The organism is Maribacter sp. Asnod2-G09 (genome assembly GCF_045063795.1).
Lineage (GTDB): Bacteria > Bacteroidota > Bacteroidia > Flavobacteriales > Flavobacteriaceae > Maribacter.
Map to the genome: position 1 here is coordinate 89834 of NZ_JBEFOA010000005.1, position 26243 is coordinate 116076.

At 35.5% G+C, this 26243-nt stretch carries 35 protein-coding genes; 4 read left to right on the forward strand and 31 right to left on the reverse strand.

The window, feature by feature from the left end; genetic code table 11:
• Positions 1-54: 54 nt before the first annotated feature.
• From ACJJVT_RS12510 to rpsL, 31 genes are all read right to left on the reverse strand, one after another.
• Positions 55-1047, reverse strand: coding sequence for a DNA-directed RNA polymerase subunit alpha (locus ACJJVT_RS12510; RefSeq protein ID WP_073242624.1), 993 nt, complete (start codon positions 1045-1047; stop codon positions 55-57).
• 17 nt (positions 1048-1064) lie between these two features.
• Positions 1065-1670, reverse strand: a complete 606-nt coding sequence (gene rpsD / locus ACJJVT_RS12515) for a 30S ribosomal protein S4 (protein ID WP_073242622.1) — start codon at positions 1668-1670, stop codon at positions 1065-1067.
• 89 nt (positions 1671-1759) lie between these two features.
• Complete coding sequence (gene rpsK, locus ACJJVT_RS12520) at positions 1760-2152, reverse strand: 30S ribosomal protein S11 (protein ID WP_027064807.1); 393 nt, start codon at positions 2150-2152, stop codon at positions 1760-1762.
• Positions 2153-2161: 9 nt separating this feature from the next.
• On the reverse strand, positions 2162-2536 hold the full coding sequence (gene rpsM / locus ACJJVT_RS12525) for a 30S ribosomal protein S13 (protein ID WP_073242620.1): 375 nt from the start codon (positions 2534-2536) through the stop codon (positions 2162-2164).
• A 2-nt stretch (positions 2537-2538) separates the two neighbouring features.
• Positions 2539-2655 carry a type B 50S ribosomal protein L36 gene (ykgO, locus tag ACJJVT_RS12530; RefSeq protein ID WP_013305171.1) on the reverse strand — a complete coding sequence of 39 codons (117 nt, stop codon included), beginning with the start codon at positions 2653-2655 and terminating at the stop codon, positions 2539-2541.
• An 8-nt stretch (positions 2656-2663) separates the two neighbouring features.
• Entirely contained in the window at positions 2664-2879 is a 216-nt protein-coding gene (gene infA / locus ACJJVT_RS12535) for a translation initiation factor IF-1 (RefSeq protein ID WP_013305172.1), read from the reverse strand.
• Between the two features lie 3 nt (positions 2880-2882).
• On the reverse strand, positions 2883-4226 hold the full coding sequence (gene secY / locus ACJJVT_RS12540) for a preprotein translocase subunit SecY (RefSeq protein ID WP_073242618.1): 1344 nt from the start codon (positions 4224-4226) through the stop codon (positions 2883-2885).
• A gap of 14 nt (positions 4227-4240) precedes the next feature.
• A complete protein-coding gene (gene rplO, locus ACJJVT_RS12545) occupies positions 4241-4693 on the reverse strand; it encodes a 50S ribosomal protein L15 (protein ID WP_405399115.1) in 453 nt (150 codons plus the stop codon).
• Between the two features lie 12 nt (positions 4694-4705).
• Positions 4706-4885 (reverse strand): 50S ribosomal protein L30, encoded by a 180-nt coding sequence (rpmD, locus tag ACJJVT_RS12550; RefSeq protein ID WP_073242614.1) that lies wholly within the window; start codon positions 4883-4885, stop codon positions 4706-4708.
• A gap of 10 nt (positions 4886-4895) precedes the next feature.
• Entirely contained in the window at positions 4896-5420 is a 525-nt protein-coding gene (gene rpsE, locus ACJJVT_RS12555) for a 30S ribosomal protein S5 (RefSeq protein WP_058103817.1), read from the reverse strand.
• 9 nt (positions 5421-5429) lie between these two features.
• The gene (gene rplR, locus ACJJVT_RS12560) at positions 5430-5786 is read right to left on the reverse strand and encodes a 50S ribosomal protein L18 (RefSeq protein WP_073242612.1); all 357 of its coding nucleotides are present in this window, start codon (positions 5784-5786) and stop codon (positions 5430-5432) included.
• An 11-nt stretch (positions 5787-5797) separates the two neighbouring features.
• A complete protein-coding gene (rplF, locus tag ACJJVT_RS12565) occupies positions 5798-6340 on the reverse strand; it encodes a 50S ribosomal protein L6 (protein ID WP_073242610.1) in 543 nt (180 codons plus the stop codon).
• A gap of 19 nt (positions 6341-6359) precedes the next feature.
• Positions 6360-6758, reverse strand: coding sequence for a 30S ribosomal protein S8 (gene rpsH / locus ACJJVT_RS12570; RefSeq protein WP_073242608.1), 399 nt, complete (start codon positions 6756-6758; stop codon positions 6360-6362).
• Positions 6759-6824: 66 nt separating this feature from the next.
• A complete protein-coding gene (rpsN, locus tag ACJJVT_RS12575) occupies positions 6825-7094 on the reverse strand; it encodes a 30S ribosomal protein S14 (protein WP_076547391.1) in 270 nt (89 codons plus the stop codon).
• 1 nt (position 7095) lies between these two features.
• Positions 7096-7647 (reverse strand): 50S ribosomal protein L5, encoded by a 552-nt coding sequence (rplE, locus tag ACJJVT_RS12580; RefSeq protein ID WP_036152150.1) that lies wholly within the window; start codon positions 7645-7647, stop codon positions 7096-7098.
• 2 nt (positions 7648-7649) lie between these two features.
• The gene (gene rplX, locus ACJJVT_RS12585) at positions 7650-7964 is read right to left on the reverse strand and encodes a 50S ribosomal protein L24 (protein ID WP_073242606.1); all 315 of its coding nucleotides are present in this window, start codon (positions 7962-7964) and stop codon (positions 7650-7652) included.
• 13 nt (positions 7965-7977) lie between these two features.
• Complete coding sequence (gene rplN, locus ACJJVT_RS12590) at positions 7978-8346, reverse strand: 50S ribosomal protein L14 (RefSeq protein ID WP_027064819.1); 369 nt, start codon at positions 8344-8346, stop codon at positions 7978-7980.
• Between the two features lie 3 nt (positions 8347-8349).
• The gene (gene rpsQ / locus ACJJVT_RS12595; RefSeq protein WP_027064820.1) at positions 8350-8607 is read right to left on the reverse strand and encodes a 30S ribosomal protein S17; all 258 of its coding nucleotides are present in this window, start codon (positions 8605-8607) and stop codon (positions 8350-8352) included.
• 12 nt (positions 8608-8619) lie between these two features.
• Entirely contained in the window at positions 8620-8811 is a 192-nt protein-coding gene (rpmC, locus tag ACJJVT_RS12600) for a 50S ribosomal protein L29 (RefSeq protein ID WP_036152146.1), read from the reverse strand.
• A 12-nt stretch (positions 8812-8823) separates the two neighbouring features.
• On the reverse strand, positions 8824-9252 hold the full coding sequence (gene rplP / locus ACJJVT_RS12605) for a 50S ribosomal protein L16 (RefSeq protein ID WP_073242604.1): 429 nt from the start codon (positions 9250-9252) through the stop codon (positions 8824-8826).
• A 19-nt stretch (positions 9253-9271) separates the two neighbouring features.
• Entirely contained in the window at positions 9272-9988 is a 717-nt protein-coding gene (gene rpsC / locus ACJJVT_RS12610; protein WP_073242602.1) for a 30S ribosomal protein S3, read from the reverse strand.
• A 1-nt stretch (position 9989) separates the two neighbouring features.
• A complete protein-coding gene (gene rplV / locus ACJJVT_RS12615; RefSeq protein WP_405399120.1) occupies positions 9990-10397 on the reverse strand; it encodes a 50S ribosomal protein L22 in 408 nt (135 codons plus the stop codon).
• A 3-nt stretch (positions 10398-10400) separates the two neighbouring features.
• A complete protein-coding gene (rpsS, locus tag ACJJVT_RS12620; RefSeq protein ID WP_027064825.1) occupies positions 10401-10679 on the reverse strand; it encodes a 30S ribosomal protein S19 in 279 nt (92 codons plus the stop codon).
• Positions 10680-10692: 13 nt separating this feature from the next.
• Positions 10693-11517 (reverse strand): 50S ribosomal protein L2, encoded by an 825-nt coding sequence (gene rplB, locus ACJJVT_RS12625; protein WP_405399124.1) that lies wholly within the window; start codon positions 11515-11517, stop codon positions 10693-10695.
• A 9-nt stretch (positions 11518-11526) separates the two neighbouring features.
• Positions 11527-11817 carry a 50S ribosomal protein L23 gene (gene rplW, locus ACJJVT_RS12630; protein ID WP_073242596.1) on the reverse strand — a complete coding sequence of 97 codons (291 nt, stop codon included), beginning with the start codon at positions 11815-11817 and terminating at the stop codon, positions 11527-11529.
• A gap of 4 nt (positions 11818-11821) precedes the next feature.
• Positions 11822-12454: a 50S ribosomal protein L4 gene (rplD, locus tag ACJJVT_RS12635; protein ID WP_133672046.1), complete on the reverse strand. Its 633-nt coding sequence runs from the start codon at positions 12452-12454 to the stop codon at positions 11822-11824.
• Positions 12455-12459: 5 nt separating this feature from the next.
• Entirely contained in the window at positions 12460-13077 is a 618-nt protein-coding gene (rplC, locus tag ACJJVT_RS12640; RefSeq protein ID WP_299797013.1) for a 50S ribosomal protein L3, read from the reverse strand.
• 141 nt (positions 13078-13218) lie between these two features.
• A complete protein-coding gene (gene rpsJ, locus ACJJVT_RS12645) occupies positions 13219-13524 on the reverse strand; it encodes a 30S ribosomal protein S10 (RefSeq protein ID WP_007094989.1) in 306 nt (101 codons plus the stop codon).
• A gap of 9 nt (positions 13525-13533) precedes the next feature.
• Positions 13534-15666 carry an elongation factor G gene (fusA, locus tag ACJJVT_RS12650; RefSeq protein ID WP_405399126.1) on the reverse strand — a complete coding sequence of 711 codons (2133 nt, stop codon included), beginning with the start codon at positions 15664-15666 and terminating at the stop codon, positions 13534-13536.
• Between the two features lie 6 nt (positions 15667-15672).
• Positions 15673-16149 carry a 30S ribosomal protein S7 gene (rpsG, locus tag ACJJVT_RS12655; protein WP_282049290.1) on the reverse strand — a complete coding sequence of 159 codons (477 nt, stop codon included), beginning with the start codon at positions 16147-16149 and terminating at the stop codon, positions 15673-15675.
• Between the two features lie 23 nt (positions 16150-16172).
• Positions 16173-16547 carry a 30S ribosomal protein S12 gene (rpsL, locus tag ACJJVT_RS12660; RefSeq protein WP_027064832.1) on the reverse strand — a complete coding sequence of 125 codons (375 nt, stop codon included), beginning with the start codon at positions 16545-16547 and terminating at the stop codon, positions 16173-16175.
• 401 nt (positions 16548-16948) lie between these two features.
• Here rpsL and ACJJVT_RS12665 point away from each other — a divergent pair, with 401 nt between their 5' ends.
• The 4 genes from ACJJVT_RS12665 to ACJJVT_RS12680 all read left to right on the forward strand — a co-directional run bounded on the left by ACJJVT_RS12665 (position 16949) and on the right by ACJJVT_RS12680 (position 26234).
• Positions 16949-20191, forward strand: coding sequence for a SusC/RagA family TonB-linked outer membrane protein (locus tag ACJJVT_RS12665; protein ID WP_405399128.1), 3243 nt, complete (start codon positions 16949-16951; stop codon positions 20189-20191).
• A 30-nt stretch (positions 20192-20221) separates the two neighbouring features.
• The gene (locus tag ACJJVT_RS12670; protein WP_405399130.1) at positions 20222-21898 is read left to right on the forward strand and encodes a SusD/RagB family nutrient-binding outer membrane lipoprotein; all 1677 of its coding nucleotides are present in this window, start codon (positions 20222-20224) and stop codon (positions 21896-21898) included.
• Between the two features lie 11 nt (positions 21899-21909).
• Positions 21910-22779 (forward strand): hypothetical protein, encoded by an 870-nt coding sequence (locus ACJJVT_RS12675; RefSeq protein ID WP_405399132.1) that lies wholly within the window; start codon positions 21910-21912, stop codon positions 22777-22779.
• Positions 22780-22862: 83 nt separating this feature from the next.
• Positions 22863-26234, forward strand: a complete 3372-nt coding sequence (locus ACJJVT_RS12680; protein WP_405399133.1) for a VCBS repeat-containing protein — start codon at positions 22863-22865, stop codon at positions 26232-26234.
• The last annotated feature ends 9 nt before the right edge of the window (positions 26235-26243 follow it).

Sequence of the window (26243 nt, forward strand, 5' to 3'; positions counted from 1 at the left end):
AATTTTATCATCTTGCTACCAAACTCGACAGAACGAGGAGCAAAATATGATTATTTAATCTTTATCTAATTTGTATTTTGATAAATCCATTCCAAAACTTAATCCCTTGTTAATTACAAGTTCTTCAAGCTCTGTTAAAGATTTTTTACCGAAGTTTCTGAACTTCATTAAGTCATTCTTATTAAAAGAAACTAAATCTCCTAAAGTATCAACTTCAGCTGCTTTCAAACAGTTTAGAGCACGAACAGAAAGGTCCATATCTACTAATTTAGTTTTCAATAATTGTCTCATGTGTAAAGACTCTTCATCATAAGTCTCTGTCTGAGCAATTTCGTCAGCTTCTAATGTAATTCGCTCATCAGAGAATAACATGAAATGATGAATAAGAACTTTTGCTGCTTCAGTTAAAGCATCTTTAGGATGAATTGAACCATCTGAAGATATTTCAAAAACTAATTTCTCATAATCAGTTTTTTGCTCTACACGAAAGTTTTCAATACTATACTTTACATTCTTAATAGGTGTAAAAATAGAATCGACAGCTATAGTACCTAATGGTGCACCAGATTTTTTATTTTCCTCTGCAGGAACATAACCTCTACCTTTTTCAATAGATATTTCCATATTGATACTAACTTTAGCATCCATATTACAAATAACTAAATCTGGATTTAATACTTGGTATCCAGAAATAAACTTTTGAAAATCACCAGCAGTTAATTGATTCTTACCACTTACTGAAATTGAAACAACTTCAGCTTCAGAATCTTCTATTTGCTTCTTGAAACGAACTTGTTTCAAGTTTAATATAATCTCTGTTACATCTTCAACAACGCCAGGTATAGTAGAAAATTCATGTTCTACTTTATCAATCCTAACCGAAGTTATTGCATGACCTTCTAAAGAAGACAACAATACTCGTCTTAATGCATTCCCAACAGTTAATCCATAACCAGGTTCCAAAGGGCGAAATTCGAACTTCCCTTCGAAATCAGAGGAATCGATCATTATTACTTTATCGGGTTTCTGAAAATTAAATAATGCCATAATTGGATAGGTATTGTTTATTTAGAGTATAACTCCACGATTAATTGTTCTTTGATATTTTCTGGAATCTGTAATCTTTCAGGAATTGTAACATAAGTACCTTCCTTCTTCTCACTGTTCCAAGAAATCCACTCATAAACTGCACTACTAGCAGCTAATGAATCTTGAATACTTTGTAATGATTTAGATTTCTCTCTAACACCAACAACATCTCCTGCTTTCAATGAATAAGAAGGTATGTTTACCAACTCGCCATTTACCGTAATGTGTCTATGAGATACTAATTGTCTTGCTCCACTTCTAGTTGGAGAAATACCCATTCTATAAACCACGTTATCTAAACGAGACTCACATAATTGAAGTAAAATTTCACCAGCAACACCTTCTTTTCTTTTCGCAGTTTGGAATAAGTTTCTAAATTGCTTTTCTAAAATACCGTAAGTATATTTAGCTTTTTGCTTCTCCATTAATTGAACAGAGTACTCAGATTTTTTACCTCTTCTTCTGTTATTACCGTGTTGTCCTGGAGGGTAATTCTTTTTCTCGAAAGATTTGTCATCTCCGAAAATTGCTTCGCCAAATTTACGGGCGATTTTTGATTTTGGTCCTGTATATCTTGCCATTTTCTTTTAATTTGAAAGTGAGATTATGAATTAAGGCTTATCCTTCGATAATCGTAACTACACTTTCGGTGAAATATAATAGTAATTAATTAAACTCTTCTTCTTTTAGGAGGTCTACATCCGTTATGAGGCATTGGAGTAACATCGATAATCTCTGTTACTTCGATACCAGCATTATGTAAAGATCTGATTGCAGATTCTCTTCCGTTACCTGGACCCTTTACATAAACCTTAACTTTTCTTAAACCTGCTTCGTGAGCAACTTTAGAACAATCTTCTGCAGCAACTTGTGCAGCATAAGGTGTATTTTTCTTAGACCCTCTAAAACCTAATTTACCGGCAGATGACCAAGAAATAACATCTCCTTTTTTATTTGTCAAAGAGATAATGATGTTGTTGAAAGATGCACTTATGTGCGCCTCACCAACAGAATCAACTATAACTTTACGTTTCTTGGTAACTTTAGTACTTGCCTTTGCCATACCTAATTATTATTTAGTTGCTTTCTTCTTGTTAGCAACTGTTTTACGCTTTCCTTTTCTAGTTCTAGAGTTGTTCTTAGTACGTTGACCTCTTAAAGGCAAACCTGATCTATGACGAATACCTCTATAACAGCCTATATCCATTAAACGCTTAATGTTCAACTGAGTTTCTGAACGTAATTCACCTTCGATTACAAACTCAGAAGCAGCTTCCCTGATACGACCTATTTCATCATCATTCCAATCAGAAACCTTAGTATCTTCGCTAACTTGGGCTTTACTCAATATTTCTTGTGACCTACTTCTTCCGATTCCGAAAATATAGGTTAAGGCGATTACGCCTCTCTTTTGTTTTGGTATATCTATACCTGCGATTCTTGCCATAATTACCCTTGTCTTTGTTTAAATCTAGGATTCTTTTTGTTGATTACGTACAACCTGCCTTTTCTGCGAACAATCTTGCAGTCGGCACTTCTCTTCTTAACTGATGCTCTTACTTTCATCTTGTATCTTAGTATCTATATGTAATTCTTGCTTTAGTAAGGTCATAGGGACTCATCTCTAATTTAACCTTATCTCCAGGTAATAGTTTAATATAGTGCATACGCATCTTACCTGATATATGCGCTGTTACCACATGTCCATTCTCCAACTCTACACGAAACATTGCATTTGATAATGCTTCAATGATAGATCCATCTTGTTCTATTGCTGCCTGCTTAGCCATAAATTATGCTACTTTTCTATTTTTACCCGTTTTCATTAAGCCATCATAATGTCTATTCAACAAATACGAATTAACCTGCTGTACTGTATCTATTGCCACACCCACCATAATTAAAAGAGAGGTACCACCATAAAATAAAGCCCATCCAGCTTGAACATCCATTAATTTAACAACTATCGCCGGTAAAATAGCCAGCAAAGCTAAGAAAATAGATCCAGGTAACGTTATTAAAGACATAATCTTATCTAAATAATCTCCAGTTTCTTTTCCTGGACGAATTCCAGGGATAAAACCACCACTTCTTTTAAGGTCATCTGCCATCTTATTGGTAGGAACCGTAATAGCGGTATAGAAATATGTAAAGATTATTATCAATATTGCGAATAGTAAATTATATGCCCATCCAAAAATATCACTGAACTGTACTTGCATCCATTGTCCGAATGCCGTATCATCAAAAGCACCACCTATCATACCTGGCACAAACATAATCGCTTGTGCAAAGATAATTGGCATTACTCCAGATGCATTCAATTTCAAAGGTATGTATTGTCTAGATCCCATGATGTTCTTCTCATATCCACCAGAAGCAGTTCTTCTAGCGTATTGAACAGGTATTTGTCTTGTAGCCATTACTAAAAGAATACAAGCCAAAATAACTAAGAACCAAACAATCACTTCAATTAAAATGAACATTAGTCCACCATTATTATCTGTTGTTCTTGAAATAAACTCTTGAACAAAAGACTGAGGCATTGTAGCGATTATACCTATCATAATCAAAAGTGAAATACCATTACCAATACCTTTATCAGTAATTTTTTCACCCAACCACATTGCAAATACAGTACCTGTTACCAATATAATAACTGCAGGCACCATAAAGTCTAAGCCTTTACCTAATAAGAAAGCACTATCTCTAACACCAAAAGCTTCTAAGCCATATAGGTATGCAGGAGCTTGAACAATACAAATACCGATGGTTAACCATCTAGTAATTTGATTTATAGTCTTACGACCACTTTCACCCTCTTTTTGTAATTTTTGAAGATAAGGAATTGCAATACCCATCAACTGAACTACAATAGACGCAGAGATATAAGGCATAATACCTAATGCAAAAACAGAAGCATTAGCGAACGCTCCTCCTGTAAATGCATTTAAAAGACCAAAAATACCTTGATCAGTACTATCCGTTAAACCACCTAATTGTGTTGAATCTATACCTGGAAGTACGATTTGACAACCAAAACGATAAACCAACAAAAGACCTAATGTAATAAGAATTCTATTTCTTAGCTCTTCTATCTTCCAAATATTGGATATTGTATCAATAAAATTCTTCATGCTCTCGTTTATGCTTACAAGCTTATTGCTTCACCACCTGCTGCTTCAATAGCTGCTTTAGCAGTTGCTGTAAATTTATGTACTGAAATTTTAAGAGAAGCTTTCAACTCTCCATTTCCTAAAATTTTCACTAAATCATTTTTACCAACTAAACCATTCTCGATCAAAAGATCTAAAGTAACTTCATTAGTTAAAACCTTATTATCAACAAGCTCTTGTAATTTCTCTAAATTGATACCTTGGTAGTCTTTACGATTAATGTTCGTAAAACCAAACTTAGGTACACGACGTTGCAAAGGCATTTGACCACCTTCAAAACCAATTTTCTTAGAATAACCAGATCTTGACTTTGCTCCTTTATGACCTCTTGCAGCTGTTCCGCCTTTTCCAGAACCCTGACCTCTTCCAAGGCGTTTTCCGTCTCTATTTACCGAACCTTCTGCAGGCTGTAGATTATTTAAACCCATTTTATTCTAAATTTAAGCCTCCTCAGTGGAAACTAAATGTTTAACTTTATTTATCATTCCAAGAATGTTAGGTGTATCGTTATGCTCTACAACCTGACCAATTCTTTTTAAACCAAGAGCCTCTAAAGTTCTTTTTTGATTTTGAGGTTTCTTAATTCCACTTTTTACCTGTGTAACTTTAATCTTTGCCATAATTTTCCTCTTAACCTTTAAATACTTTTTCTAAAGAAACACCTCTTTGTGTAGCAATAGTTTTTGCATCTCTAAGTTGTAATAAAGCATCGAAAGTAGCTTTTACAACATTATGTGGATTTGAAGATCCTTGAGACTTTGATAATACATCATGCACACCAACAGATTCTAATACTGATCTTACAGCACCACCAGCAATTACACCGGTACCATGAGATGCAGGTTGAATATATACTCTTGCACCACCAAATTTACCTTTTTGCTCGTGAGGTAAAGTTCCTTTGTTTAAAGGAATACGAACTAAGTTCTTTTTACCATCTTCGATTGCTTTTGCAATAGCAGTAGCAACTTCTTTTGATTTACCTAAACCGTGACCTACAACACCATTTTCATCACCTACAACAACAATTGCAGAAAAACCGAATGCTCTACCACCTTTTGTTACCTTGGTTACACGTTGAATACCAACTAATTTATCTTTTAAGTCTAAACCACCTGGCTTAACAGTTTCTACGTTTTTATATTTTTGGAACATACTAGTATATTAGAATTTTAGTCCTGCTTCTCTTGCACCATCAGCTAAAGATTTTACTCTTCCATGATACAAATTACCTCCTCTATCAAAAGCGACTTTATCTAAGCCAGCTTTTACAGATTTCTCAGCGATTGTTTTACCAACCAAAGCAGCAATCTCGGTTTTATTTCCTTTTGCTTTCGCGATATCCTTATCTCTTGAAGAAGCGGATACTAAAGTGACTCCTTTAACGTCGTCTATAACTTGAGCGTAAATTTCGCTGTTACTTCTAAACACAGACAACCTTGGTTTAACTGCAGTTCCAGAAGAAACCTTACGTATTCTACGTCGGATTCTTAATTTTCTTTGTGTTTTTGATAATCCCATAATATCCTTTATTAAGCTGATTTACCAGCCTTTCTTCTTAATATTTCACCTACAAACTTAATTCCTTTCCCTTTGTACGGCTCCGGACTACGGAAAGATCTAATCTTTGCTGCTATATGACCCACTAATTGTTTGTCATGAGAAGTAAGCTTAACGATAGGGTTTTTACCTTTTTCAGAAATTGTTTCAACTTTTACCTCAGAGGCAATGTTAAATACAATGTTGTGAGAAAAACCTAAAGCTAAATCAAGTTTTTGACCTTGATTACTAGCTCTATACCCTACACCTACTAATTCTAATTCTTTGGTCCAACCTTTAGAAACACCATCAACCATATTAGTGATAAGTGATCTATATAAACCGTGCTTTGCTTTATGCTCCTTAGAATCAGATGGCCTTGTTACGAAAGCCTGTCCGTCTTCTACTTTAACCGATACTCCTGAGAACTCTTGAGTCAACTCACCTAACTTTCCTTTAACAGAAATGATATTGTCGTTGATTTCAACTGTAACTCCTTCAGGAATTGCGACTGGATTATTACCTATTCTAGACATTTTCTAAATCTTTAATCAATTAATAAACGTAGCACAAAACTTCACCACCAACTTTTTCTGCCTTTGCCTGCTTGCTTGTCATTACTCCATGAGATGTAGAAACAATAGCAACACCTAAACCATTCAATACACGAGGTAAATCTTCATTACCTGCATATTTTCTAAGACCAGGCTTACTTATACGCTGTATTTTCTTGATAACAGGTTCTTTTGTAAGCTTATCATACTTCAAGGCTATTTTAATAGTTCCCTGAACTTTGCTCTCTTCGAACTTGTAGCTTAAAATATATCCTTGATCGAATAATATTTTAGTAATTTCTTTTTTTAGATTCGACGCAGGTATTTCAACAACCCTATGTCCCGCTCTACTTGCGTTTCTAACTCTCGTTAGGTAATCTGCAATAGTATCTGTTACCATATGTATATAATTCGGAAACGGTTTTCAGCACTTAAGCTAAACCTGGATCCATTAATAATTCTAATCTTACCAGCTAGCTTTCTTAACACCTGGTATTAAACCGGCATTAGCCATCTCTCTGAATTTTACCCTTGAAATACCAAAAGTTCTCATGTAACCTTTAGGTCTTCCAGTTAATTTACATCTGTTATGTAAACGTACCGGAGAGGCATTTTTAGGTAGTCTCTGTAAAGCTTCATAATCACCAGCTTCTTTCAAAGCTTTGCGTTTTTCAGCATAATTTGCTACAGTTCTTTCCCTTTTTCTCTCACGGGCTTTCATTGATTCCTTAGCCATACTAATTCTTTTTAAAAGGTAAACCTAATTCTGTTAATAATGATTTTGCTTCCTTGTCTGTATCTGCAGAAGTTACAAATGTAATATCCATACCGTTAATTCTATTGATTTTATCAATATTAACTTCAGGAAAAATAATTTGCTCTGTTACACCAAGATTATAATTTCCACGTCCATCAAAACCTGTAGCTTTGATACCTTGAAAATCTCTAACTCGTGGTAATGCAGAAGTAACCAAACGGTCTAAAAATTCGTACATACGCTCACCTCTTAAGGTAACTTTAGCACCAATTGGCATACCTTTTCTTAACTTAAAGGCAGCAACATCTTTCTTAGACATGGTAGCAACGGCTTTTTGACCCGTTATCATAGTCATTTCATCTATTGCATGGTCAATAAGTTTCTTGTCAGCAACAGCAGCTCCTACACCTCTACTCATTACTATCTTCTCTAACTTAGGAACCTGCATTACATTACTGTAACCAAACTCTTCGGTAAGGGCAGCTACTATTCGCTCCTTATACTCTTTCTTTAATCTTGCAACGTATGCCATAACTAAATTACTTCATTGGATTTTTTGGAAACCCTAACTTTTTTACCATCCTTCATTTCGTAACCTACTCTTGTTACATCTCCAGATTTACTGTCGATCAATGCTAGATTAGAAATATGGATTAAAGCTTCTTTTTTTACAATACCACCTTGAGGATTCTTAGCACTAGGCTTCTCATGTTTAGATACCATATTGGCACCTTCAACGATGGCTTTATTTTTCTCAAGATTTACACGCATAACTTTACCTTCGGTACCTTTATGGTCACCTGCAGTAATTCTTACCGTATCTCCTGTTTTGATTTTTAACTTTTTCATCTTGTCCGTTATATTATAATACCTCTGGGGCCAATGATACAATCTTCATGAACTGCTTATCCCTAAGCTCTCTTGCTACAGGTCCAAAAACACGAGTACCTCTCATTTCTCCGGCAGGATTCAATAACACACAAGCGTTATCATCAAATCTTATATAAGATCCATCAGGTCTTCTAACCTCTTTCTTTGTACGAACTACAACAGCAGTTGAAACCGCACCTTTTTTGATACCTCCGTTTGGAGTAGCTTCTTTAACAGTAACAACTATTTTGTCACCTATTGAAGCATATCTTCTTTTGGTACCACCAAGAACACGGATAGTTAAAACTTCCTTTGCTCCTGTGTTATCCGCTACTTTTAGTCTAGATTCTTGCTGTAACATAACTTATTTAGCTCTTTCTAAGATTTCTACTAATCTCCAACATTTGGTTTTACTCATAGGTCTTGTTTCCATGATCTTTACAGTATCACCAATGTTACAATCGTTCTTTTCGTCATGTGCAACATATTTCTTTGTCTTCAAAACGAACTTACCGTACATAGGATGTTTAACTCTTTTTACTTCTGCAATAACAATAGATTTCTCCATTTTATTACTAGTAACAACTCCTACTCTCTCTTTTCTTAAATTTCTTTTCTCCATAAAGCCCACCAGTTATTGGTTCTCCCTATTAGTTAATTCAGTAGCTAATCTTGCTACCGTTCTCCTTACTTTTCTAATCTGAAGCGGATTTTCTAACGGAGTTACAAAATGTGCCATTTTCAAATCTGCATGCTGCTTCTTGTACTCGGCTAATTTCTCCGTAAGTCCTTCCACAGACATTTCTTTAATCTCTTGTTTTTTCATTATTCCTTACGTTTAATTTACAGCCTCGTAATCACGAGCTACAATGAATTTTGTCTTAACAGGAAGTTTCTGAGCCGCTAATCTTAAAGCTTCTTTTGCTACTTCCAAAGGAACTCCGGCAACTTCGAACATTATTCTACCTGGCTTAACCACGGCAACGAAATATTCTGGCGCACCTTTACCTTTACCCATACGTACTTCTAATGGCTTTTTGGTAATCGGCTTGTCTGGAAATATTTTAATCCACAATTGACCTTCTCTCTTCATAAATCTAGTAGCAGCAATACGAGCAGCTTCTATCTGGCGTGAAGTCAAAAATGCAGCATCATCAACATTCTTTATACCGAACATACCATTTGAAAGTTGGTGTCCTCTTCCAGCAAGACCTTTCATACGGCCTTTCTGCATCTTACGGAACTTTGTTCTTTTCGGTTGTAACATTACTTTAGTTCTTTAAAAATTACTTTCTACGACGTTGTTTTCTTCCACCTTCTTGCTTACCACCTTTAGAAGAATCTTTTTGCATTCCTACTAATGGAGATAAATCTCTTTTACCATATACCTCACCTTTCATAATCCAAACTTTAATACCAAGTTTACCATATGTAGTTTGAGCTTCATGTAAAGCATAATCAATATCTGCTCTAAAAGTTGATAGTGGAATTCTACCATCTTTATAAGATTCTGAACGCGCCATTTCAGCACCATTCAATCTACCAGAGATTTGAATCTTTATTCCCTCGGCATTCATACGCATTGCTGCAGCGATTGCCATCTTTATTGCTCTTCTAAAAGAAATTCTACTTTCAATTTGACGAGCTACACTTGCTGCTACTAAATTCGCATCAAGCTCAGGTCTTTTTATTTCAAAAATGTTGATTTGAACCTCCTTATTGGTGATTTTTTTCAACTCCTCTTTTAATTTATCAACTTCCTGACCACCTTTACCGATAATAATACCAGGTCTAGCAGTTGTTACAGTTACAGTGATTAATTTTAGAGTACGTTCAATTATAACTCTCGAAACACTAGCTTTAGAAAGTCTTGCATGAATATACTTACGTATTTTATCATCCTCAGCCAATTTATCTCCGTAATCGTTACCACCATACCAGTTAGATTCCCAACCTCTAATGATTCCTAGACGATTTCCTATTGGATTTGTTTTCTGTCCCATCCTAGTTTTCTGTTATATTTTTTGACCCCAAAACCAATGTAACATGGTTTGAACGTTTCCTAATTCTATGTGCTCTACCTTGTGGAGCAGGACGCAATCTTTTCAACATTGCACCACTATCAACTCTAATCTCAGCTACAATTAAATCAGCATCTTCTACACTTGCCTCTTCATTTTTTGCTTGCCAATTAGCCAAAGCTGAAAGTAATAATTTCTCTAACTTTCTAGAAGCCTCTTTAGGGTTGAACCTTAAAATAGCTAAGGCTTGCTCTACCTTTACACCACGAATTAAATCCGCAACTAAACGCATTTTTCTAGGTGAAGTAGGACAGTTATTTAACTTAGCAAAAGCTACCATCTTCTTCTCAGCCTTTATTCTTTCGGCCATCTGTTTTTTACGAACTCCCATAGCTTACTTTTTTCCTTTGTTTTTCGCACCTGCATGACCTCTAAAAGATCTTGTTGGTGAAAATTCCCCAAGTTTATGTCCTACCATGTTTTCTGTTACAAAAACAGGTACAAATTGTTTTCCGTTATGAACCGCTATTGTCATCCCAACAAAATCAGGAGTGATCATAGATGCTCTAGACCAAGTTTTGATTACCGCTTTTTTACCGGATGAAACACTTTGTTGGATTTTCTTTTCCAAACTATAGTGAACGTAAGGTCCTTTTTTTAGTGAACGTGCCATTTCTTTCTAGTTTTTATTTCTTTCTACGTTCTATTATATACTTGTTGGTGCTCTTGGTCTTAGAACGAGTTCTGAATCCTTTAGCAGGTATTCCGTTTCTCGATCTTGGGTGACCACCTGAAGCTCTACCTTCACCACCACCCATTGGGTGATCGACAGGGTTCATAGCTACCGGTCTAGTTCTTGGTCTTCTACCCAACCATCTACTTCTACCAGCTTTACCTGATACCAATAATTGATGATCTGAATTAGATATAGCACCAATAGTTGCTAAACAACCAGAAAGAATTAATCTAGTTTCACCAGATGGCATCTTAACAGTAACAAACTTACCGTCTTTTGCCATAAGTTGAGCAAATGTACCAGCACTACGAGCCATAACAGCTCCTTGACCAGGTCTTAACTCAATACATGAAATTATAGTTCCTAAAGGAATTTCACTTAATGGTAATGCATTACCAATCTCAGGCGCAACAGTAGCCCCAGCAGATACCTGCTGATCTACTTGCAAACCATTTTGAGCGATTACATAACGCTTTTCACCATCTGCATATTCCAAAAGAGCAATAAATGCAGTTCTATTTGGATCGTATTCAATAGTTTTAACAGTAGCAAGCACATCTTGCTTATCTCTTTTAAAATCTATTACACGATACCTTCTTTTATGACCTCCACCTTTTTGGCGTATGGTCATTTTTCCTTGACTGTTTCTACCTCCGGACTTTTTTAACGGAGCAAGCAAGCTCTTCTCCGGCTTATCAGCAGTAATGGCGTCAAATCCATTTACTACTCTAAAACGCTGTCCTGGAGTGATTGGTTTTAATTTTCTAACTGACATTTCTTGTCTTTATAGATTACTGTAAAAATCGATAATATCACCTTCTACAACATCAACAATTGCTTTTTTAATAGCATTTGTTTTTCCATGCTGCACACCAGTTTTTGTATATCTGGATTTTCTTGTAGGACCGTAATTCATTGTACGAACCTTTTTCACAGAAACACCATAAGTAGCCTCAACTGCATCTTTGATTTGCAACTTGTTAGCCTTAGGGTCAACTACGAATCCATAACGGTTATTCAACTCGCTATCAGCAGTCATTTTTTCCGTTATAATTGGTTTTATCAACACACTCATGATATTATTGTTTATTTAAATTCGATTCAATTCCTTCTAAAGAGCTCTCTAACAATACCACGCTATTAGCATGAAGAATTTTGTAAGTACTTAATTCTGAGTTAGTTATAACTTCTGAACCTTTAAAATTACGCGAAGACAAATATACACCTTTATTTGAATCACCCAACACTATTAAAGACTTTTTATTCTCAAGACCTAATGTCTTTAAAACATCAATAAAATCTTTAGTTTTTGGAGTATCAAAATCAAAGTCTTCCACAACTAAAATCGCATTCTCTTTAGACTTTAAAGTCAATGCTGATTTTCTTGCCAAACGCTTTAAGTTTTTGTTTAACTTTTGAGTATAATCTTTAGGTCTAGGGCCGAATATTCTACCACCACCTCTAAAGATTGGAGATTTAATACTACCTGCTCTCGCAGTACCTGTACCTTTTTGTTTCTTAATCTTTCTAGTACTACCAGCGATCTCAGCTCTTTCCTTTGCTTTATGCGTACCTTGTCTCTGATGAGCTAAATACTGCTTTACATCTAGGTATACTGCGTGATCATTAGGCTCTATAGCGAAAACATCATCAGAAAGGTTTGCCTTTCTACCTGTGTCTTTTCCTTTAATATCTAAAACTGCTATCTTCATTACATCTACCTTTGTATGGTTACATAAGCATTCTTATGGCCCGGAACACAACCTTTTACTACTAAAAGATTCTTTTCTGGAACTACTTTTAAAACTCTAAGATTCTGAACCGTTACACGATCAGTACCCATTCTACCGGCCATTTTCATACCCTTAAAAACTCTAGCAGGATATGATGCAGCACCAATAGAACCAGGAGCTCTAAGTCTGTTATGCTGACCATGAGTTGCTTGACCAACCCCAGCGAAACCGTGACGTTTTACTACACCTTGAAAACCTTTACCCTTAGACGTTCCAACAACGTCTACGAATTGTCCTTCAACGAAAACATCAACACCAACAGTGTCACCTAATTTAAATTCACCTTCAAAATCTCGGAATTCAACGACTTTTTTCTTAGGAGAAGCACCTGCTTTTTTAAAATGGCCTAATTCAGCCTTAATAGCACGACTTTCTGCCTTGTCATCGAAACCAAGTTGAAGGGCACTATACCCGTCGACCTCTTCGGTTCTGACTTGGGTAACTACACATGGTCCAGCTTGAATAACGGTACATGGAATGTTTTTTCCATTCTCGTCAAAAATACTGGTCATGCCTACTTTCTTTCCTATTAACCCAGACATACTTATTTATATTAATTATTATTAAATTCTTTTCAAAAAAATAGGGTCAAAATAATTTAACCCTAAATTATTTTTTCCGTTTTTCCCTCGCACGCAGCTTAGGACATGTAGTCTAACCTATTAATAAGCCAGACGGCAAACTTACACCTTAATTTCTACTTCAACACCACTTGGAAGCTCTAACTTCATAAGTGCATCAATAGTTTTAGATGAAGAGCTATAAATATCTAACAATCTCTTGTAAGAACTTAACTGAAATTGCTCTCTTGATTTTTTATTCACGTGAGGTGAACGTAAAACCGTAAATATCTTTTTATGTGTTGGCAAAGGAATTGGTCCTGTTACAACAGCACCGGTTGTCTTTACCGTTTTTACAATCTTCTCAGCAGACTTATCCACCAAGTTGTGATCGTAAGATTTTAGTTTTATTCTAATTTTCTGACTCATGTCCTAAATTTATGCTGTTATACCTTTTGCTGCTTTGATAACTTCTTCTGATATATTAGAAGGAGTTTCCGCATAATGTGAAAATTCCATTGTTGAAGTTGCACGACCTGAAGATAAAGTTCTAAGAGACGTTACATATCCGAACATTTCTGATAATGGAACAGTACCCTTAACTACTTTGGCACCAGCTCTATCACTCATATCACCAATAGTACCTCTACGTCTGTTTAAATCTCCAACGATATCACCCATGTTTTCTTCTGGGGTAATAACTTCTAACTTCATAATTGGCTCCATGATTACGGCACCAGCAGCTTTACCAGCAGCTTTATAACCCATCTTAGCAGCTAATTCGAAAGAAAGTGCATCAGAATCCACAGGGTGGAAAGATCCATCTTTCAATACTACTTTCATAGAATCCATCTCAAATCCAGCCAAAGGTCCGTTTTGCATTGCTGCAGCAAAACCTTTTTCAACAGATGGTATAAATTCTTTAGGAATACGACCACCTTTAATTTGATCAACAAATTGAAGTCCTTCTCCTTCGAAATCCTCATCAGCAGGACTCATTTCGAAAGAAATATCACCAAATTTACCACGACCACCAGATTGCTTCTTGTAAGTTTCTCTGTGTGTTGCAGTTTTTGTTAACGCTTCTTTATATTCAACCTGAGGCTCACCTTGGTTTACTTCTACTTTAAATTCACGTCTTAAACGATCCACAATAATATCTAAGTGAAGCTCACCCATACCAGATATAATTGTTTGCCCTGAAGCTTCGTCAGTTTTCACTTGAAAAGTAGGATCCTCTTCAGCTAATTTAGCCAAAGCCATACCTAACTTATCAACATCTGCTTTAGTTTTAGGCTCAACAGCAATACCAATTACAGGCTCTGGGAAGTCCATACTTTCCAAAACAATTGGGTGCTTTTCATCAGACATGGTATCACCAGTCTTAATATCCTTAAAACCTACAGCCGCACCAATATCACCTGCTTCGATAAAATCGATAGCATTTTGTTTATTAGAGTGCATTTGGTAAATACGAGAAATACGTTCTTTTTTACCTGAACGGTTATTCAATATATACGAACCAGCATCTAAACGACCAGAATATGTTCTAAAGAATGCCAATCTCCCTACAAAAGGATCAGTAGCAATTTTAAAAGCTAAAGCCGAAAATGGCTCCTTAACACTTGGCTTACGTTTTTCAACAGCGCCAGTATCAGGGTTAGTACCTTGAATATCATCCTTATCTACAGGAGAAGGTAAATATCTACAAACAGCATCCAATAAAAACTGAACACCTTTATTTTTAAATGAAGAACCACAAATCATAGGTATGATTGCGCGATCCATTACAGCAGCCCTTAAAGCAGCATGTACTTCTTCTTCAGTAATAGAGTCTTCATCTTCGAAGAATTTCTCCATTAACTCCTCATCATATTCAGCAACAGCTTCGATTAAGGCAGCTCTATACTCCTTAACTTCAGCTTTCATATCTTCAGGTATGTCAATTACATCAAAAGTAGCCCCGAAACCCTCTTCGTGCCATGTAATCGCTCTATTCTTAGCTAAATCAACAATACCTCTAAAATCAGCTTCATCTCCGATTGGAAGTACTATTGGCACAGCATTAGAACCTAACATCTCCTTAACTTGCTTACAAACCATAAGGAAATTAGAACCTTGACGGTCCATCTTGTTCACGAAACCAATTCTCGGAACCTTATAATTATCAGCCAATCTCCAGTTAGTTTCAGACTGAGGCTCAACACCATCAACCGCACTGAACAAAAAGACTAAACCATCTAATACACGTAAAGAACGATTTACCTCTACGGTAAAATCAACGTGACCAGGAGTATCAATAATATTAAAGTGATAAGGCTTTGTTTCATCAGTTAACTGACCATTTTTCATTGGAAAGTTCCACTCACATGTAGTAGCAGCTGAAGTAATAGTAATACCTCTTTCTTGCTCCTGCTCCATCCAGTCCATAGTAGCAGCACCATCATGAACCTCACCTATTTTATGACTTACACCTGTATAAAAAAGTATACGCTCAGTCGTTGTGGTCTTACCAGCATCAATATGCGCAGCAATACCTATATTTCTTGTGAATTTTAAATCTCTTGCCATGTCTTTCTAGAATCTAAAGTGCGAAAATGCTTTGTTTGCCTCAGCCATCTTGTGCGTATCGACTCTCTTTTTAACAGCAGCACCTTCTTCTTTTGCAGCAGCTAAAATTTCTCCAGCTAGTTTTTGAGCCATACCTTTTTCATTACGCTTTCTCGCATAACTAATCAACCACTTCATAGCTGTTGATATTTTTCGGTCTGGTCTAATTTGCATTGGAATTTGAAATGTTGCACCACCAACTCTTCTACTTCTAACTTCTACGTGAGGCATAACATTACTTAATGCATCTTTCCAAAGCTCTAAAGCTGTCTTTTCTTCATCAGTCTTCTTTGCATCTACAATGTCAATTGCATCATAAAACACACCAAAAGCTACTGATTTTTTACCATCCCACATCATCATGTTGACGAAACGTGTCACCAACTGATCATTAAATCTTGGATCTGGTAAAAGTGGTCTTTTCTTTGCCTGTTTTTTTCTCATTACTTCCTTTTAAACAAGTTTAATTAATTTTTAGGGCGTTTCGCACCATATTTAGATCTACGTTGTGTTCTACCGGCCACACCTGCTGTGTCCAATGCACCACGTACAATATGATACCTTACTCCTGGTAAATCTTTAACTCTTCCGCCTCTTACTAATACTATCGAGTGCTCTTGAAGATTGTGACCCTCTCCTGGAATGTAAGCATTTACTTCCTTACCGTTAGTTAACCTTACCCTTGCTACTTTTCTCATAGCTGAATTTGGTTTCTTTGGCGTGGTAGTATAAACACGTGTACAAACACCCCTTCTCTGAGGACACGAATCCAAAGCAGCCGATTTACTCTTCTTAGTAATCGTCTCTCTTCCTATTCGTACTAATTGTGATATTGTTGGCATACTATAATGATATATAAAAAATTACCCCTACTTTAAGGGTCGGCAAATGTAGTAATATTTCAGTAAAATTCAAACCAAGTTAGATTTATTTTCATTTTTTTTTAAATACCACATTTTAAACGTAAAATATCTTTTGTTAAAACCAACTTAACATTTGAGAAACCGCTAGCGAATTCTATACAATATTCGATCTGAATAAAATGCAAGTTTTTCTGTATTTTTTTGAAGAATTACGAATATGATAAAAAAAACCATGCTGAATTATATAACTTTAAATATGGATCGTGTTTTATCTGTAACTCCTGATTTTATAACACAATCTTAAAATTTTATTAAAATTGTCTTGCATTATTAACACATTATTGTGAAGTTTGTCGCTAGCTAATTCAAATAATTTAAAAATGAGAACAAAACTAAATGGATTGTTAACGCTACTTTTAGCGTTAGTTGTGCATATTTCTTTTGCACAGCAAAAAACAGTTTCCGGTACGGTTACTGATCAGGGAGGGCTTCCTTTGCCCGGAGTTAACATTGTAGTTGAAGGTACCACCACTGGTACACAAACTGATTTTGATGGTAACTACTCTATTATGGCCGCACAAGGCGAAACATTATTGTTTACTTACATCGGTCAAAAAGCAGTAAGAAAATCGGTAGGTGCCGGTAGCACAGTAAGTGTACAAATGGAAGAAGACGCACAAGCACTTGAAGAAGTGGTTGTTACCGCTCAAGGTATTAAGCGTGAGAAGAAAGCTTTAGGTTTTGCAGTTTCATCTGTAGACGAAGAAGATTTAGAGTCTCGTTCTGAAGGTGATGTTGCGCGTGTATTATCAGGTAAAGCATCTGGTGTTCAGATTACTGCTGCTGGTGGTATGTCTGGTTCTGCAACTAACGTTGTTGTAAGGGGTTTAAGTTCCTTTAGTGGAAGTAACCAAGCTCTTTTTGTTGTTGATGGTGTACCTTTTAGTAGTGATACTAATGCACAAGATACAAATGGTGGTGGTTCTAATTTCTTAACCGGTAACACTGGTTCTTCAAGATTTTTAGATTTAGATCCAAACAACATCGCAAAAATCGAAGTACTTAAAGGTCTTGCTGCGGCAACACTTTATGGTTCTCAAGGTAAAAACGGTGTAATCCTTATTACAACTAAAGCAGGTTCTGCTGTTGGTGGTAAAAAGAAAACAGAAATTACTGTTAATCAATCTTACTTTGTTAATGAATTTGCTTCATTACCAGATTATCAAGATGAATATGGTAACGGATTTGACCAAGCCTTCGGTTGGTTCTTTAGTAACTGGGGTCCTAGTTTTGAAGAAAGCGGACTTTCTGGTTGGGGAAGACAAGCGTCAATTGATGCGAATGGAACTTTAGAGCACCCGTACAGTAGTACTGCAGTTAGATCTACTAGAGAAGCATTTCCAGAACTTCAAGATACTAGATATGATTGGAAACCTTATGACTCTGTTGAAAACTATTTCAAGCCAGGTTCAGTAAGTTCTACATCTGTTAACATTAACGGTGCTTCTGAAGATGGTAACACTACATTCAACGCTAACTTTGGTTACTTGGATGATGAGTCTTTTATTCCTGGTAACGGATTATCAAGAGCAAACGTTTCTATCGGTGGTAGATCTAAATTATCTAACAGATTTACAGTATCTGGGGCAATGAACTACTCTAGAACAGATTATAGCTCACCTCCAATTGCGGCAAGTGAAGGTAACGGAACAACTGGTCTTTCAATTTTTGGTAACATTTACTTTACACCAAGAAGTGTTGATTTATTAGGTTTACCTTACCAAAACCCAATTGACGGTTCTAGTGTTTACTATAGAAATGGTAATGACATTATCAACCCTCGTTGGACTGCAAATAATGCTAAGTACTCTCAGTTAACTACTCGTGTTTTCTGGAATGCTTCTGTACAATATGACATCAACGATAATCTTAACATGACGTATAGAGCAGGTTTAGATTATTATAATGAAAGAAACGAACAATACTCTAACAAGGGTGGTGTTGCATTTACAAGTGCAATTTTCGGTTTCTTAAATACATATGATAACAACAATACAATTTGGGATCATTATTTAGCTTTAAATGGTAACTATGATTTATCAGAAAAACTAGGTATGACTTTCAATGTTGGTGCAACTACAAGATCAACAACTTTTGATCAGTCTGGTGTTGCTAGTACAGGACAGATTGTATTTGACATACAAAGACACTTTAACTACGCTAACCAATCTCCTATTCAGTATACTGAAAAAAGAAATATCGCTGGTTTGTTAGGTCAGGTTACTTTAGATTATGACAACATGTTATTCTTAACAGGTTCTACTAGAACTGACTGGGTTTCTAACCTTACTACAGAGAATAATAGCCAAACGTACCCAAGTGTAAGTGCATCTTTCTTGCCTACTGCAGCTTGGCCTGGCATTAAGTCTGAAAAGGGACTTAATTTCTTAAAGCTTAGAGCTGGTTTAGGTCAGTCTGCAACTTTCCCAACTGCTTACCCTACCATTAGTGTAGTAGAGCAAAATACTCAAGTTTATGGTGAAGGTGGTGAAGTTACAACTAATCAAGTTGCAGGTTTCAGAGCAAATCCAGACTTAAAGCCAGAAATTCTTTCTGAATTTGAAGTAGGTTTCGAATCTAAATTTCTTAACAATAGAGTTTCTTTAGATTTCACTTATTTTGATAGAACTACAAAAGATCTTATCGTTAGAGAACCTCTTTCTCCTTCTACTGGTTTTACCTTTACTCAAAGTAATGTTGGTAAAATTGAAGGTGATGGTATAGAAATTGATTTGGGTGTTGACTGGGTAAGAAGTGACGACGCAAGTGGTTTCAACTGGAACACAAGAGCTAACTTTACTAAAAACAAATTTATTGTAACCGAGCAAGAGCAAGATATTATTATATACGCTGGTAGTTCTACACTATCTGTAGGTGGTAACGCAGCTATAAAAGGTGAGCAATTAGGTGTAATAGTAGGTGATGCAATCGCAAGAGATGCTGAAGGTAATTTCTTAATTGATGATGGTGGTGATTATGTTACTACTGAAGTTGATATTAATGGAAATGTACCTGTAATTGGTAATCCAAATCCTGACTACATCATGAACATCATAAACTCTTTTTCTTATAAGAATTGGAATTTAGGTTTCCAAATTAGTCATATTAAAGGTGGTGATGTTGTTTCTAACACCATCGGTACTTTATTAGGTAGAGGTTTAATTACTGAAACTTTAGATAGAGAAAATACTTATATCTTACCTGGTGTATCTCAAAGTACTGGTGAAGTAAACAATAAGCAGATTAACAACTCTACTTACTACTTCAACAATATCTTGTTCGGCCCAACTGAGTTAAAAGTGTATGATGCTTCTGTTCTTCGTTTACAAGAACTTTCTTTAGGGTACACATTCCCTGCTAAGTCTTTAGAAAGAACTCCTTTCGGATCACTTACAATTACTGCTCAAGGTTTCAACTTATGGTATGATGCATACAACACTCCTGATGGTGCAAACTTTGATCCAAATATTCAAGGTGCTGGTGTTGGTAACTCTCAAGGTTTTGACTTTATCAACGGTCCAAGTTCTAGAAGATATGGTGTTAGTATTAAAGCAACCTTTTAAAAATTGCTAATCTTAATTAATAGAAATATTATGAAAAAAATAATTAAATATATAACCGTTGTTTTTACCGCAGGAGTGCTATTAAACTCTTGTGAAACAACAGACCTAGATCTTAGGACTAGCCCTAATGATCTTGCTGCAGATCAAGCAGATCCAAATTTGCTTTTGAATTCAATTCAATTAGCATACGTAGCAAACATGTACACGATTAATGATATAGGTTCTGAATTAACTAGAATCGATTATATGCTTGGTCGTAACTACTTTAACACTTACCCTGGTAATACATTTGATGATATCTGGGAACGTCTTTACAGTAGTACAGATGGTAACAATGATGTATTCACAACAGACGTTGACTTAGGTATTTTTCCTAACGTTGCTAACTTACAAACCATTGATGCTGGAAGTGATACAGATTATTCTTTCCACATCGCGGTAGGTCAAACTTTAAAAGCGCACATGCTTTTATTATTAGTTGATTATCTTGGAAAAGCAACGTTAAGCGAAGCAGGTAACCCAACAGATTTTCCTGCACCATTATTAGATGATGGTCAAGATGTATATGCTGGAGCTTTAGCTTTATTAACTGAGGCAGAAGCATTATTTGCTGCTGACCCTGCTACTCAAGGTGCTGAAGATTTTTTCTACGGTGGTGACACAGAAAACTGGATTAAATTGATTAACACCATAAGATTAAAAGCTGCTGTTACTACTGGTGACACAAGTACTTTTAACTCAATTATTGCAGGTGGAGATTATATTTCAGCAAATGGTGAAGATTTTCAATGGCAATATGGCACTAGAGAATTACAACCTGATACTCGTCATCCAGATTACCAAGATGATTATACTACCAGTGGTGCAAACATTTACCAAAACAACTGGTTAATGAATTATATGTTGACGAAAAATGACCCAAGAATCAGATACTACTTTTACCGTCAAGAAAGTGCTACACCAGGTGCATCAGGTGAACCTGCTAATGAAGAACTACTTGCTTGTTCATTAGCAATACCACCAGTACATTATGATGGATTTATTTATTGTTCAGTGCCAAACGGTTATTGGGGTAGATCTCATGGTAACAATGAAGGTACACCTCCAGATGGTTTCCAAAGAACTGCTGTTGGGGTTTATCCTGCAGGTGGTCGTTTTGATGATAGTAGTTTTGACGTTGTTGGTCTTGGCCTAGGTGGCGGAGGTGGTGGTATCGAACCAATCATCTTAGCTTCTTATGTAGATTTCTGGCAAGCTGAAATGGCTGGTACTGCTGCTGCTAAAGCAACTTTCTTAGAAGCAGGTATGACGAAGTCAATTGCTAAAGTTCAAAGTTTTGGTTCTTTAGATTCTGGAGCAGATTTATCTGTTGCACCTTCAGAAACTGATGTTACTACTTATATTGATGACACAGTTGCTGATTACTTAGCTGCTACAGGTGATGACCAAACAAATATTTTATCTGAACAATACTGGATCGCACTTTACGGTGGTGGTGTTGAAGCTTTCAACTATTACAGAAGAACAGGCTTCCCTACAACTTTAGCTCCTAACTGGGAACTAAACCCAGGCGCTTTTCCAAGATCATTTTTGTATCCTCAAACAGAGGTTATCACAAACTCAAATGTTTCGCAGAAATCAGATTTATCAACTCAAGTATTTTGGGATACCAATCCAGCCGGACCAGCTTTCCCATCTGCTAACTAAAAAATAAGAAAATGAAAATAAACAATAAAATATTAGGCGCTATTATAGGTGTATCCTCGCTACTAATAACATCATGTGATGACGATGGTGGTAAAGTTATTGATGAAGTATTTGCAGAAACTACCAGAGGTGCTGTTTTAAGAACAATTGAATCTGGCGGAGTTTTTGACCGTTTTGATACTTCTACCAGTTTTGCCTTTACTTTTGAAGAGCAAGATTATGAAGATGGTGATTTGTTAGAAAAAGTTGATTTATATATCAGCTTTGACGACAACACAGAAGCCAATGGTGATTCTTCGGTTGATGAGATTTTAATACAGACTTATTTACCAGCAGATTTTACTGATGGTGAATTTGGTCTACCTAGAGCTAGCTACGAAACAACTTTAGCTAATGCTTTATCTCAATTAGGTTTGGTTGAAGGTGATTTTGACGGTGGTGATGCTGTTCAATTTCGTTTAATCTTAACTTTAACAGACGGTAGAACTTTTACCAACGATGATAGTACGGGTACCATTACAGGTTCATTCTTTAATGCCCCTTACTTCTACAACCCTGTAATCAAATGTATTCCACCTGCACCAGTTGCTGGTGAGTACACTATCGATTTAGTTGATAGTTATGGAGATGGATGGAACGGTGCATCTATAGATGTTGTAATCGATGGCGTTGCCTCTTCTTACACTATTGAAGATGGTGGTGCAGGTACTGCAGCATTTACAGTTCCTGAAGGAACAACAGAATTTACATTAGAATTTGTTTCTGGTGCATTCGATTCTGAGGTTACTTATGAAATCATTGCTCCAACAGGAGAAACAGCAATTTCAGATGGACCAAGTCCAGCAGTAGGAGCTATTACTTTGAATATCTGTAACGGATAATCTTAGAAATAATTAAATTATTTAATAGCTGCCTTATTCATTTAGGGCAGCTATTTTTTTTTACCACTATTAATCACCCCCGCATGCTACAGTTTTTAAAGATTACAAGAGAAAAAATATTAATTATTAGCTATTTGATTATATCAACATTGCTAATGTTATCATGTTCTGATCAAAAAAAAGAAACAAAAAGTAATGTAGCATCCAATGAATTAAGTAATCAAAAAATATTTAAAAAAATATCTAGCGAGCATAGCCAAATAACATTTAGCAATGAGCTTAAAGAAAACATAGAAACGTATGACAACGTTTTTAATTTTGACTATTTCTATAATGGTGCTGGCGTTGGTGTTGAAGATATAAACAACGACGGACTATTAGATATATTCTTTTCAGGAAACCAAGTAGAAAACAAGTTATATCTGAACAAAGGCAATCTTGTTTTTGAAGATATTTCTGCTAAAGCAGGTATTAACATCAATAAAAAATGGAGCAACGGCGTAACCTTTGTAGACATTAACAATGACGGATGGCAAGATATCTATATATCGCAAGGTGGACCTAATAATAGAAGTAATAGAAACAATCTATTATACATTAATAATCAAGACGATACTTTTACAGAAAGTGCAAAAGAATACGAACTAGACGATGCCGGAATCTCTACTCAAACAGCTTTTTTTGATTATGATAAAGATGGAGATCTTGACTGCATAGTAATGAATGAGAATGAACTGTATGGTTTAGACCCTATTTCTCTACTTAAAGCAGTAAAAACCTCTTCAGAAACCAAATACTTCAATAGTAGTCATTTCTACAAAAATATCGATGGCAAATATGTTGATGTAACCAAAGAAGTTGGTTTAGAAAACCCAATATTTGGATTAGGACTATGTGTCTCTGATATTAATGACGATGGATATTTAGACATCTATATTTCTAGCGACTACTACTTACCTGACGCCCTATACCTAAACACCCAGAATGGTAGTTTTAAAAATTCAGTAAAAGAGCTTACTCAACATATTTCATTTTATGGTATGGGCTTAGATATCGCAGATATTAACAATGATAAATTACAAGACATTTTTGTTTTAGATATGGCATCTAGCGATCATTTTAGAGCAAAAACACTTATGGCCTCTATGAGTACAGATAAGTTTAATTACCTAACTACTACAGCCGGTTTTCAATACCAATACATGTTCAATTCGCTTCAATTGAATTTAGGTCAAAACCACTACTCAAACATATCTCAACTTACATCAATGGCAAGCTCAGATTGGAGCTGGTCTGTTTTAATGTCTGATTATGATAATGATGGATTAAAAGATATTTTTATCACCAATGGCTATAGAAAATATGCACTAGACAATGATTTTCAGAACAAAGTATACAAAACCAAAGTAAAATATAAAGGCAATATACCCAATACCATAAAGCAACAACTTTATGATGAAATGCCTTCAGAGAGTTTAAGTAACCTAATGTATAAAAACGAGGGTCACCTAAACTTTAAAGAAAAAGCCAATGATTGGGGATTAGAGGAGCTAACCTTTAGCAATGGTGCTGCACAAGGAGATTTTGATAATGATGGTGACCTAGATTTAATAATCAACAATATAGACCAGAAAGCTTTATTATATAAAAATAATACAGTTGATCACGCCCTAGGAAATTTTCTAAAAGTAACTGCCAAAAGCAAAACAACTGAGTCCTTTGCCAAGGTTACCATCTCATATGATAATAAAAATCAATATGAAGAGATAAAGAGAGTTAGAGGTTATATGTCTTCTCAAGAAAATTCGGCACATTTTGGCGTAGGCAACGCTACAACTATTGATACTGTAAAAGTCGAATGGCCAAGTGGAAAAGTAGCTTATCAATTTGATGTGAAGTCAAACTCTAGTTTAACTTTTTCTGAAAAAAATGCTAGTCTAATTTCTAAAGAAACAACAATTGAAAAAAATCCTTTCTTTATCGCAAAAAATCAACAAGAGTATAATTTAGATTTCGAACATAAAGAAACCACCTATGATGACTTTGCACAAGAAATCCTTTTACCCTATAAACAATCTAATACCGGGCCATTTACGGCTAAAGGTGATATTAATGGTGATGGAAAAGAAGATTTATACATAGGCGGTGGATCCGGGCAGCCAGGCACCTTATACGTACAAGGCGAAAATGGATTTATCAAACAAACCCAAATACCATTTCAACTAGATAAAGGAAAAGAAGATGCAGAATCGGTTTTCTTTGATTTTGATAATGATAATGATTTAGATCTTTATGTAGTAAGTGGTGGAAATGAGTATGGCGAAAGCTCTTCTTATTATGCTGACAGATTATACTTAAACGATGGTAAAGGTAATTTTCATAAGATGGACACGCCAATTTTACAATCATTTCCAAAAAGCGGAAAATCGGTAACCATAATAGATTTTGATAAAGACGGTGATAATGATGTTTTGGTAGGAAATAGAATTATACCACATAATTACCCAAAACATAGTGCTTCAATACTTTATGAAAATGACAATGGTGTATTAAAGAATGTTACTGAAAATATAGCCCCTGAATTAGAAAATTTCGGATTAATCAACAGCATAATCACTACAGATTTTAATAATGATGGCTGGCAAGATTTTATTGCGGTTGGGGAGTGGACACCAATAGGAATGTTTGAAAATAAAAATGGAAAATTTCAACGACTTTTAAGCAAAGAAACAGCACTAAACAACAAGGGATGGTGGTTTAAAGTAAAAGAAACAGATGTAAATAATGATGGAAATAAAGATTACATCATTGGGAATGTTGGCAGAAATATAAAGTTCACGGCAAGCGAGGATAAACCATTCAAAATTTATTCTAATGATTTTGATAATGACGGTATAAACGATGTAGTCTTGAGTAAAAAATACCACGAGACCTATGTACCTGTGCGAGGAAGGGAATGCTCTTCTCAACAGATGCCATTTATCAAAGAAAAATTTACCACCTATAATGATTTCGCACAAGCCACTATGGAAGATATATATGGCGACAAGTTAAAAGAATCATATTCTAATGAAGTAACAGAATTCAACTCCATTCTACTTTTAAACAAAGGCAATAATAAGTTTGAGAAAATAACTTTACCAAATGAGGCGCAATTATTTCCGACTTTAGCGATATCAGTTTTTGATTTGAATAAAGACGGATTTGAAGATTGCGTTATATCTGGCAATATTTATGAAACCGAGGTTGAAACCCCAAGACTAGATGCAATATCTGGTTTAGCACTAATTTCAAATGGAAAGGATGGTTATACACCAGCAACTATGGAAAATACCGGATTATATTTGAAAGGAAACGTAAAAAGTATGGAATCCTTAAAATATAAAGACCACACCTTACTTATTGCAGGTTTTAACAATGACAAACTGAGAACATTCGAATTAACAAAAAATTAAACATACTGA

What these genes read in the sequence shown, in the direction of transcription:
- ACJJVT_RS12510 (WP_073242624.1), bottom strand. Translation starts at nt 1,047, where the DNA reads ATGGCATTATTTAATTTTCAGAAACCCGATAAAGTAATAATGATCGAT.
- rpsD (WP_073242622.1), bottom strand. Translation starts at nt 1,670, where the DNA reads ATGGCAAGATATACAGGACCAAAATCAAAAATCGCCCGTAAATTTGGC.
- rpsK (WP_027064807.1), bottom strand. Translation starts at nt 2,152, where the DNA reads ATGGCAAAGGCAAGTACTAAAGTTACCAAGAAACGTAAAGTTATAGTT.
- rpsM (WP_073242620.1), bottom strand. Translation starts at nt 2,536, where the DNA reads ATGGCAAGAATCGCAGGTATAGATATACCAAAACAAAAGAGAGGCGTA.
- ykgO (WP_013305171.1), bottom strand. Translation starts at nt 2,655, where the DNA reads ATGAAAGTAAGAGCATCAGTTAAGAAGAGAAGTGCCGACTGCAAGATT.
- infA (WP_013305172.1), bottom strand. Translation starts at nt 2,879, where the DNA reads ATGGCTAAGCAGGCAGCAATAGAACAAGATGGATCTATCATTGAAGCA.
- secY (WP_073242618.1), bottom strand. Translation starts at nt 4,226, where the DNA reads ATGAAGAATTTTATTGATACAATATCCAATATTTGGAAGATAGAAGAG.
- rplO (WP_405399115.1), bottom strand. Translation starts at nt 4,693, where the DNA reads ATGGGTTTAAATAATCTACAGCCTGCAGAAGGTTCGGTAAATAGAGAC.
- rpmD (WP_073242614.1), bottom strand. Translation starts at nt 4,885, where the DNA reads ATGGCAAAGATTAAAGTTACACAGGTAAAAAGTGGAATTAAGAAACCT.
- rpsE (WP_058103817.1), bottom strand. Translation starts at nt 5,420, where the DNA reads ATGTTCCAAAAATATAAAAACGTAGAAACTGTTAAGCCAGGTGGTTTA.
- rplR (WP_073242612.1), bottom strand. Translation starts at nt 5,786, where the DNA reads ATGGGATTATCAAAAACACAAAGAAAATTAAGAATCCGACGTAGAATA.
- rplF (WP_073242610.1), bottom strand. Translation starts at nt 6,340, where the DNA reads ATGTCTAGAATAGGTAATAATCCAGTCGCAATTCCTGAAGGAGTTACA.
- rpsH (WP_073242608.1), bottom strand. Translation starts at nt 6,758, where the DNA reads ATGGTAACAGATACTATTGCAGATTACCTAACGAGAGTTAGAAACGCA.
- rpsN (WP_076547391.1), bottom strand. Translation starts at nt 7,094, where the DNA reads ATGGCTAAGGAATCAATGAAAGCCCGTGAGAGAAAAAGGGAAAGAACT.
- rplE (WP_036152150.1), bottom strand. Translation starts at nt 7,647, where the DNA reads ATGGCATACGTTGCAAGATTAAAGAAAGAGTATAAGGAGCGAATAGTA.
- rplX (WP_073242606.1), bottom strand. Translation starts at nt 7,964, where the DNA reads ATGAAAAAGTTAAAAATCAAAACAGGAGATACGGTAAGAATTACTGCA.
- rplN (WP_027064819.1), bottom strand. Translation starts at nt 8,346, where the DNA reads ATGTTACAGCAAGAATCTAGACTAAAAGTAGCGGATAACACAGGAGCA.
- rpsQ (WP_027064820.1), bottom strand. Translation starts at nt 8,607, where the DNA reads ATGGAGAAAAGAAATTTAAGAAAAGAGAGAGTAGGAGTTGTTACTAGT.
- rpmC (WP_036152146.1), bottom strand. Translation starts at nt 8,811, where the DNA reads ATGAAAAAACAAGAGATTAAAGAAATGTCTGTGGAAGGACTTACGGAG.
- rplP (WP_073242604.1), bottom strand. Translation starts at nt 9,252, where the DNA reads ATGTTACAACCGAAAAGAACAAAGTTCCGTAAGATGCAGAAAGGCCGT.
- rpsC (WP_073242602.1), bottom strand. Translation starts at nt 9,988, where the DNA reads ATGGGACAGAAAACAAATCCAATAGGAAATCGTCTAGGAATCATTAGA.
- rplV (WP_405399120.1), bottom strand. Translation starts at nt 10,397, where the DNA reads ATGGGAGTTCGTAAAAAACAGATGGCCGAAAGAATAAAGGCTGAGAAG.
- rpsS (WP_027064825.1), bottom strand. Translation starts at nt 10,679, where the DNA reads ATGGCACGTTCACTAAAAAAAGGACCTTACGTTCACTATAGTTTGGAA.
- rplB (WP_405399124.1), bottom strand. Translation starts at nt 11,517, where the DNA reads ATGTCAGTTAGAAAATTAAAACCAATCACTCCAGGACAGCGTTTTAGA.
- rplW (WP_073242596.1), bottom strand. Translation starts at nt 11,817, where the DNA reads ATGAGTGTGTTGATAAAACCAATTATAACGGAAAAAATGACTGCTGAT.
- rplD (WP_133672046.1), bottom strand. Translation starts at nt 12,454, where the DNA reads ATGAAGATAGCAGTTTTAGATATTAAAGGAAAAGACACAGGTAGAAAG.
- rplC (WP_299797013.1), bottom strand. Translation starts at nt 13,077, where the DNA reads ATGTCTGGGTTAATAGGAAAGAAAGTAGGCATGACCAGTATTTTTGAC.
- rpsJ (WP_007094989.1), bottom strand. Translation starts at nt 13,524, where the DNA reads ATGAGTCAGAAAATTAGAATAAAACTAAAATCTTACGATCACAACTTG.
- fusA (WP_405399126.1), bottom strand. Translation starts at nt 15,666, where the DNA reads ATGGCAAGAGATTTAAAATTCACAAGAAATATAGGTATTGCTGCGCAT.
- rpsG (WP_282049290.1), bottom strand. Translation starts at nt 16,149, where the DNA reads ATGAGAAAAAAACAGGCAAAGAAAAGACCACTTTTACCAGATCCAAGA.
- rpsL (WP_027064832.1), bottom strand. Translation starts at nt 16,547, where the DNA reads ATGCCAACAATATCACAATTAGTACGAATAGGAAGAGAGACGATTACT.
- ACJJVT_RS12665 (WP_405399128.1), top strand. Translation starts at nt 16,949, where the DNA reads ATGAGAACAAAACTAAATGGATTGTTAACGCTACTTTTAGCGTTAGTT.
- ACJJVT_RS12670 (WP_405399130.1), top strand. Translation starts at nt 20,222, where the DNA reads ATGAAAAAAATAATTAAATATATAACCGTTGTTTTTACCGCAGGAGTG.
- ACJJVT_RS12675 (WP_405399132.1), top strand. Translation starts at nt 21,910, where the DNA reads ATGAAAATAAACAATAAAATATTAGGCGCTATTATAGGTGTATCCTCG.
- ACJJVT_RS12680 (WP_405399133.1), top strand. Translation starts at nt 22,863, where the DNA reads ATGCTACAGTTTTTAAAGATTACAAGAGAAAAAATATTAATTATTAGC.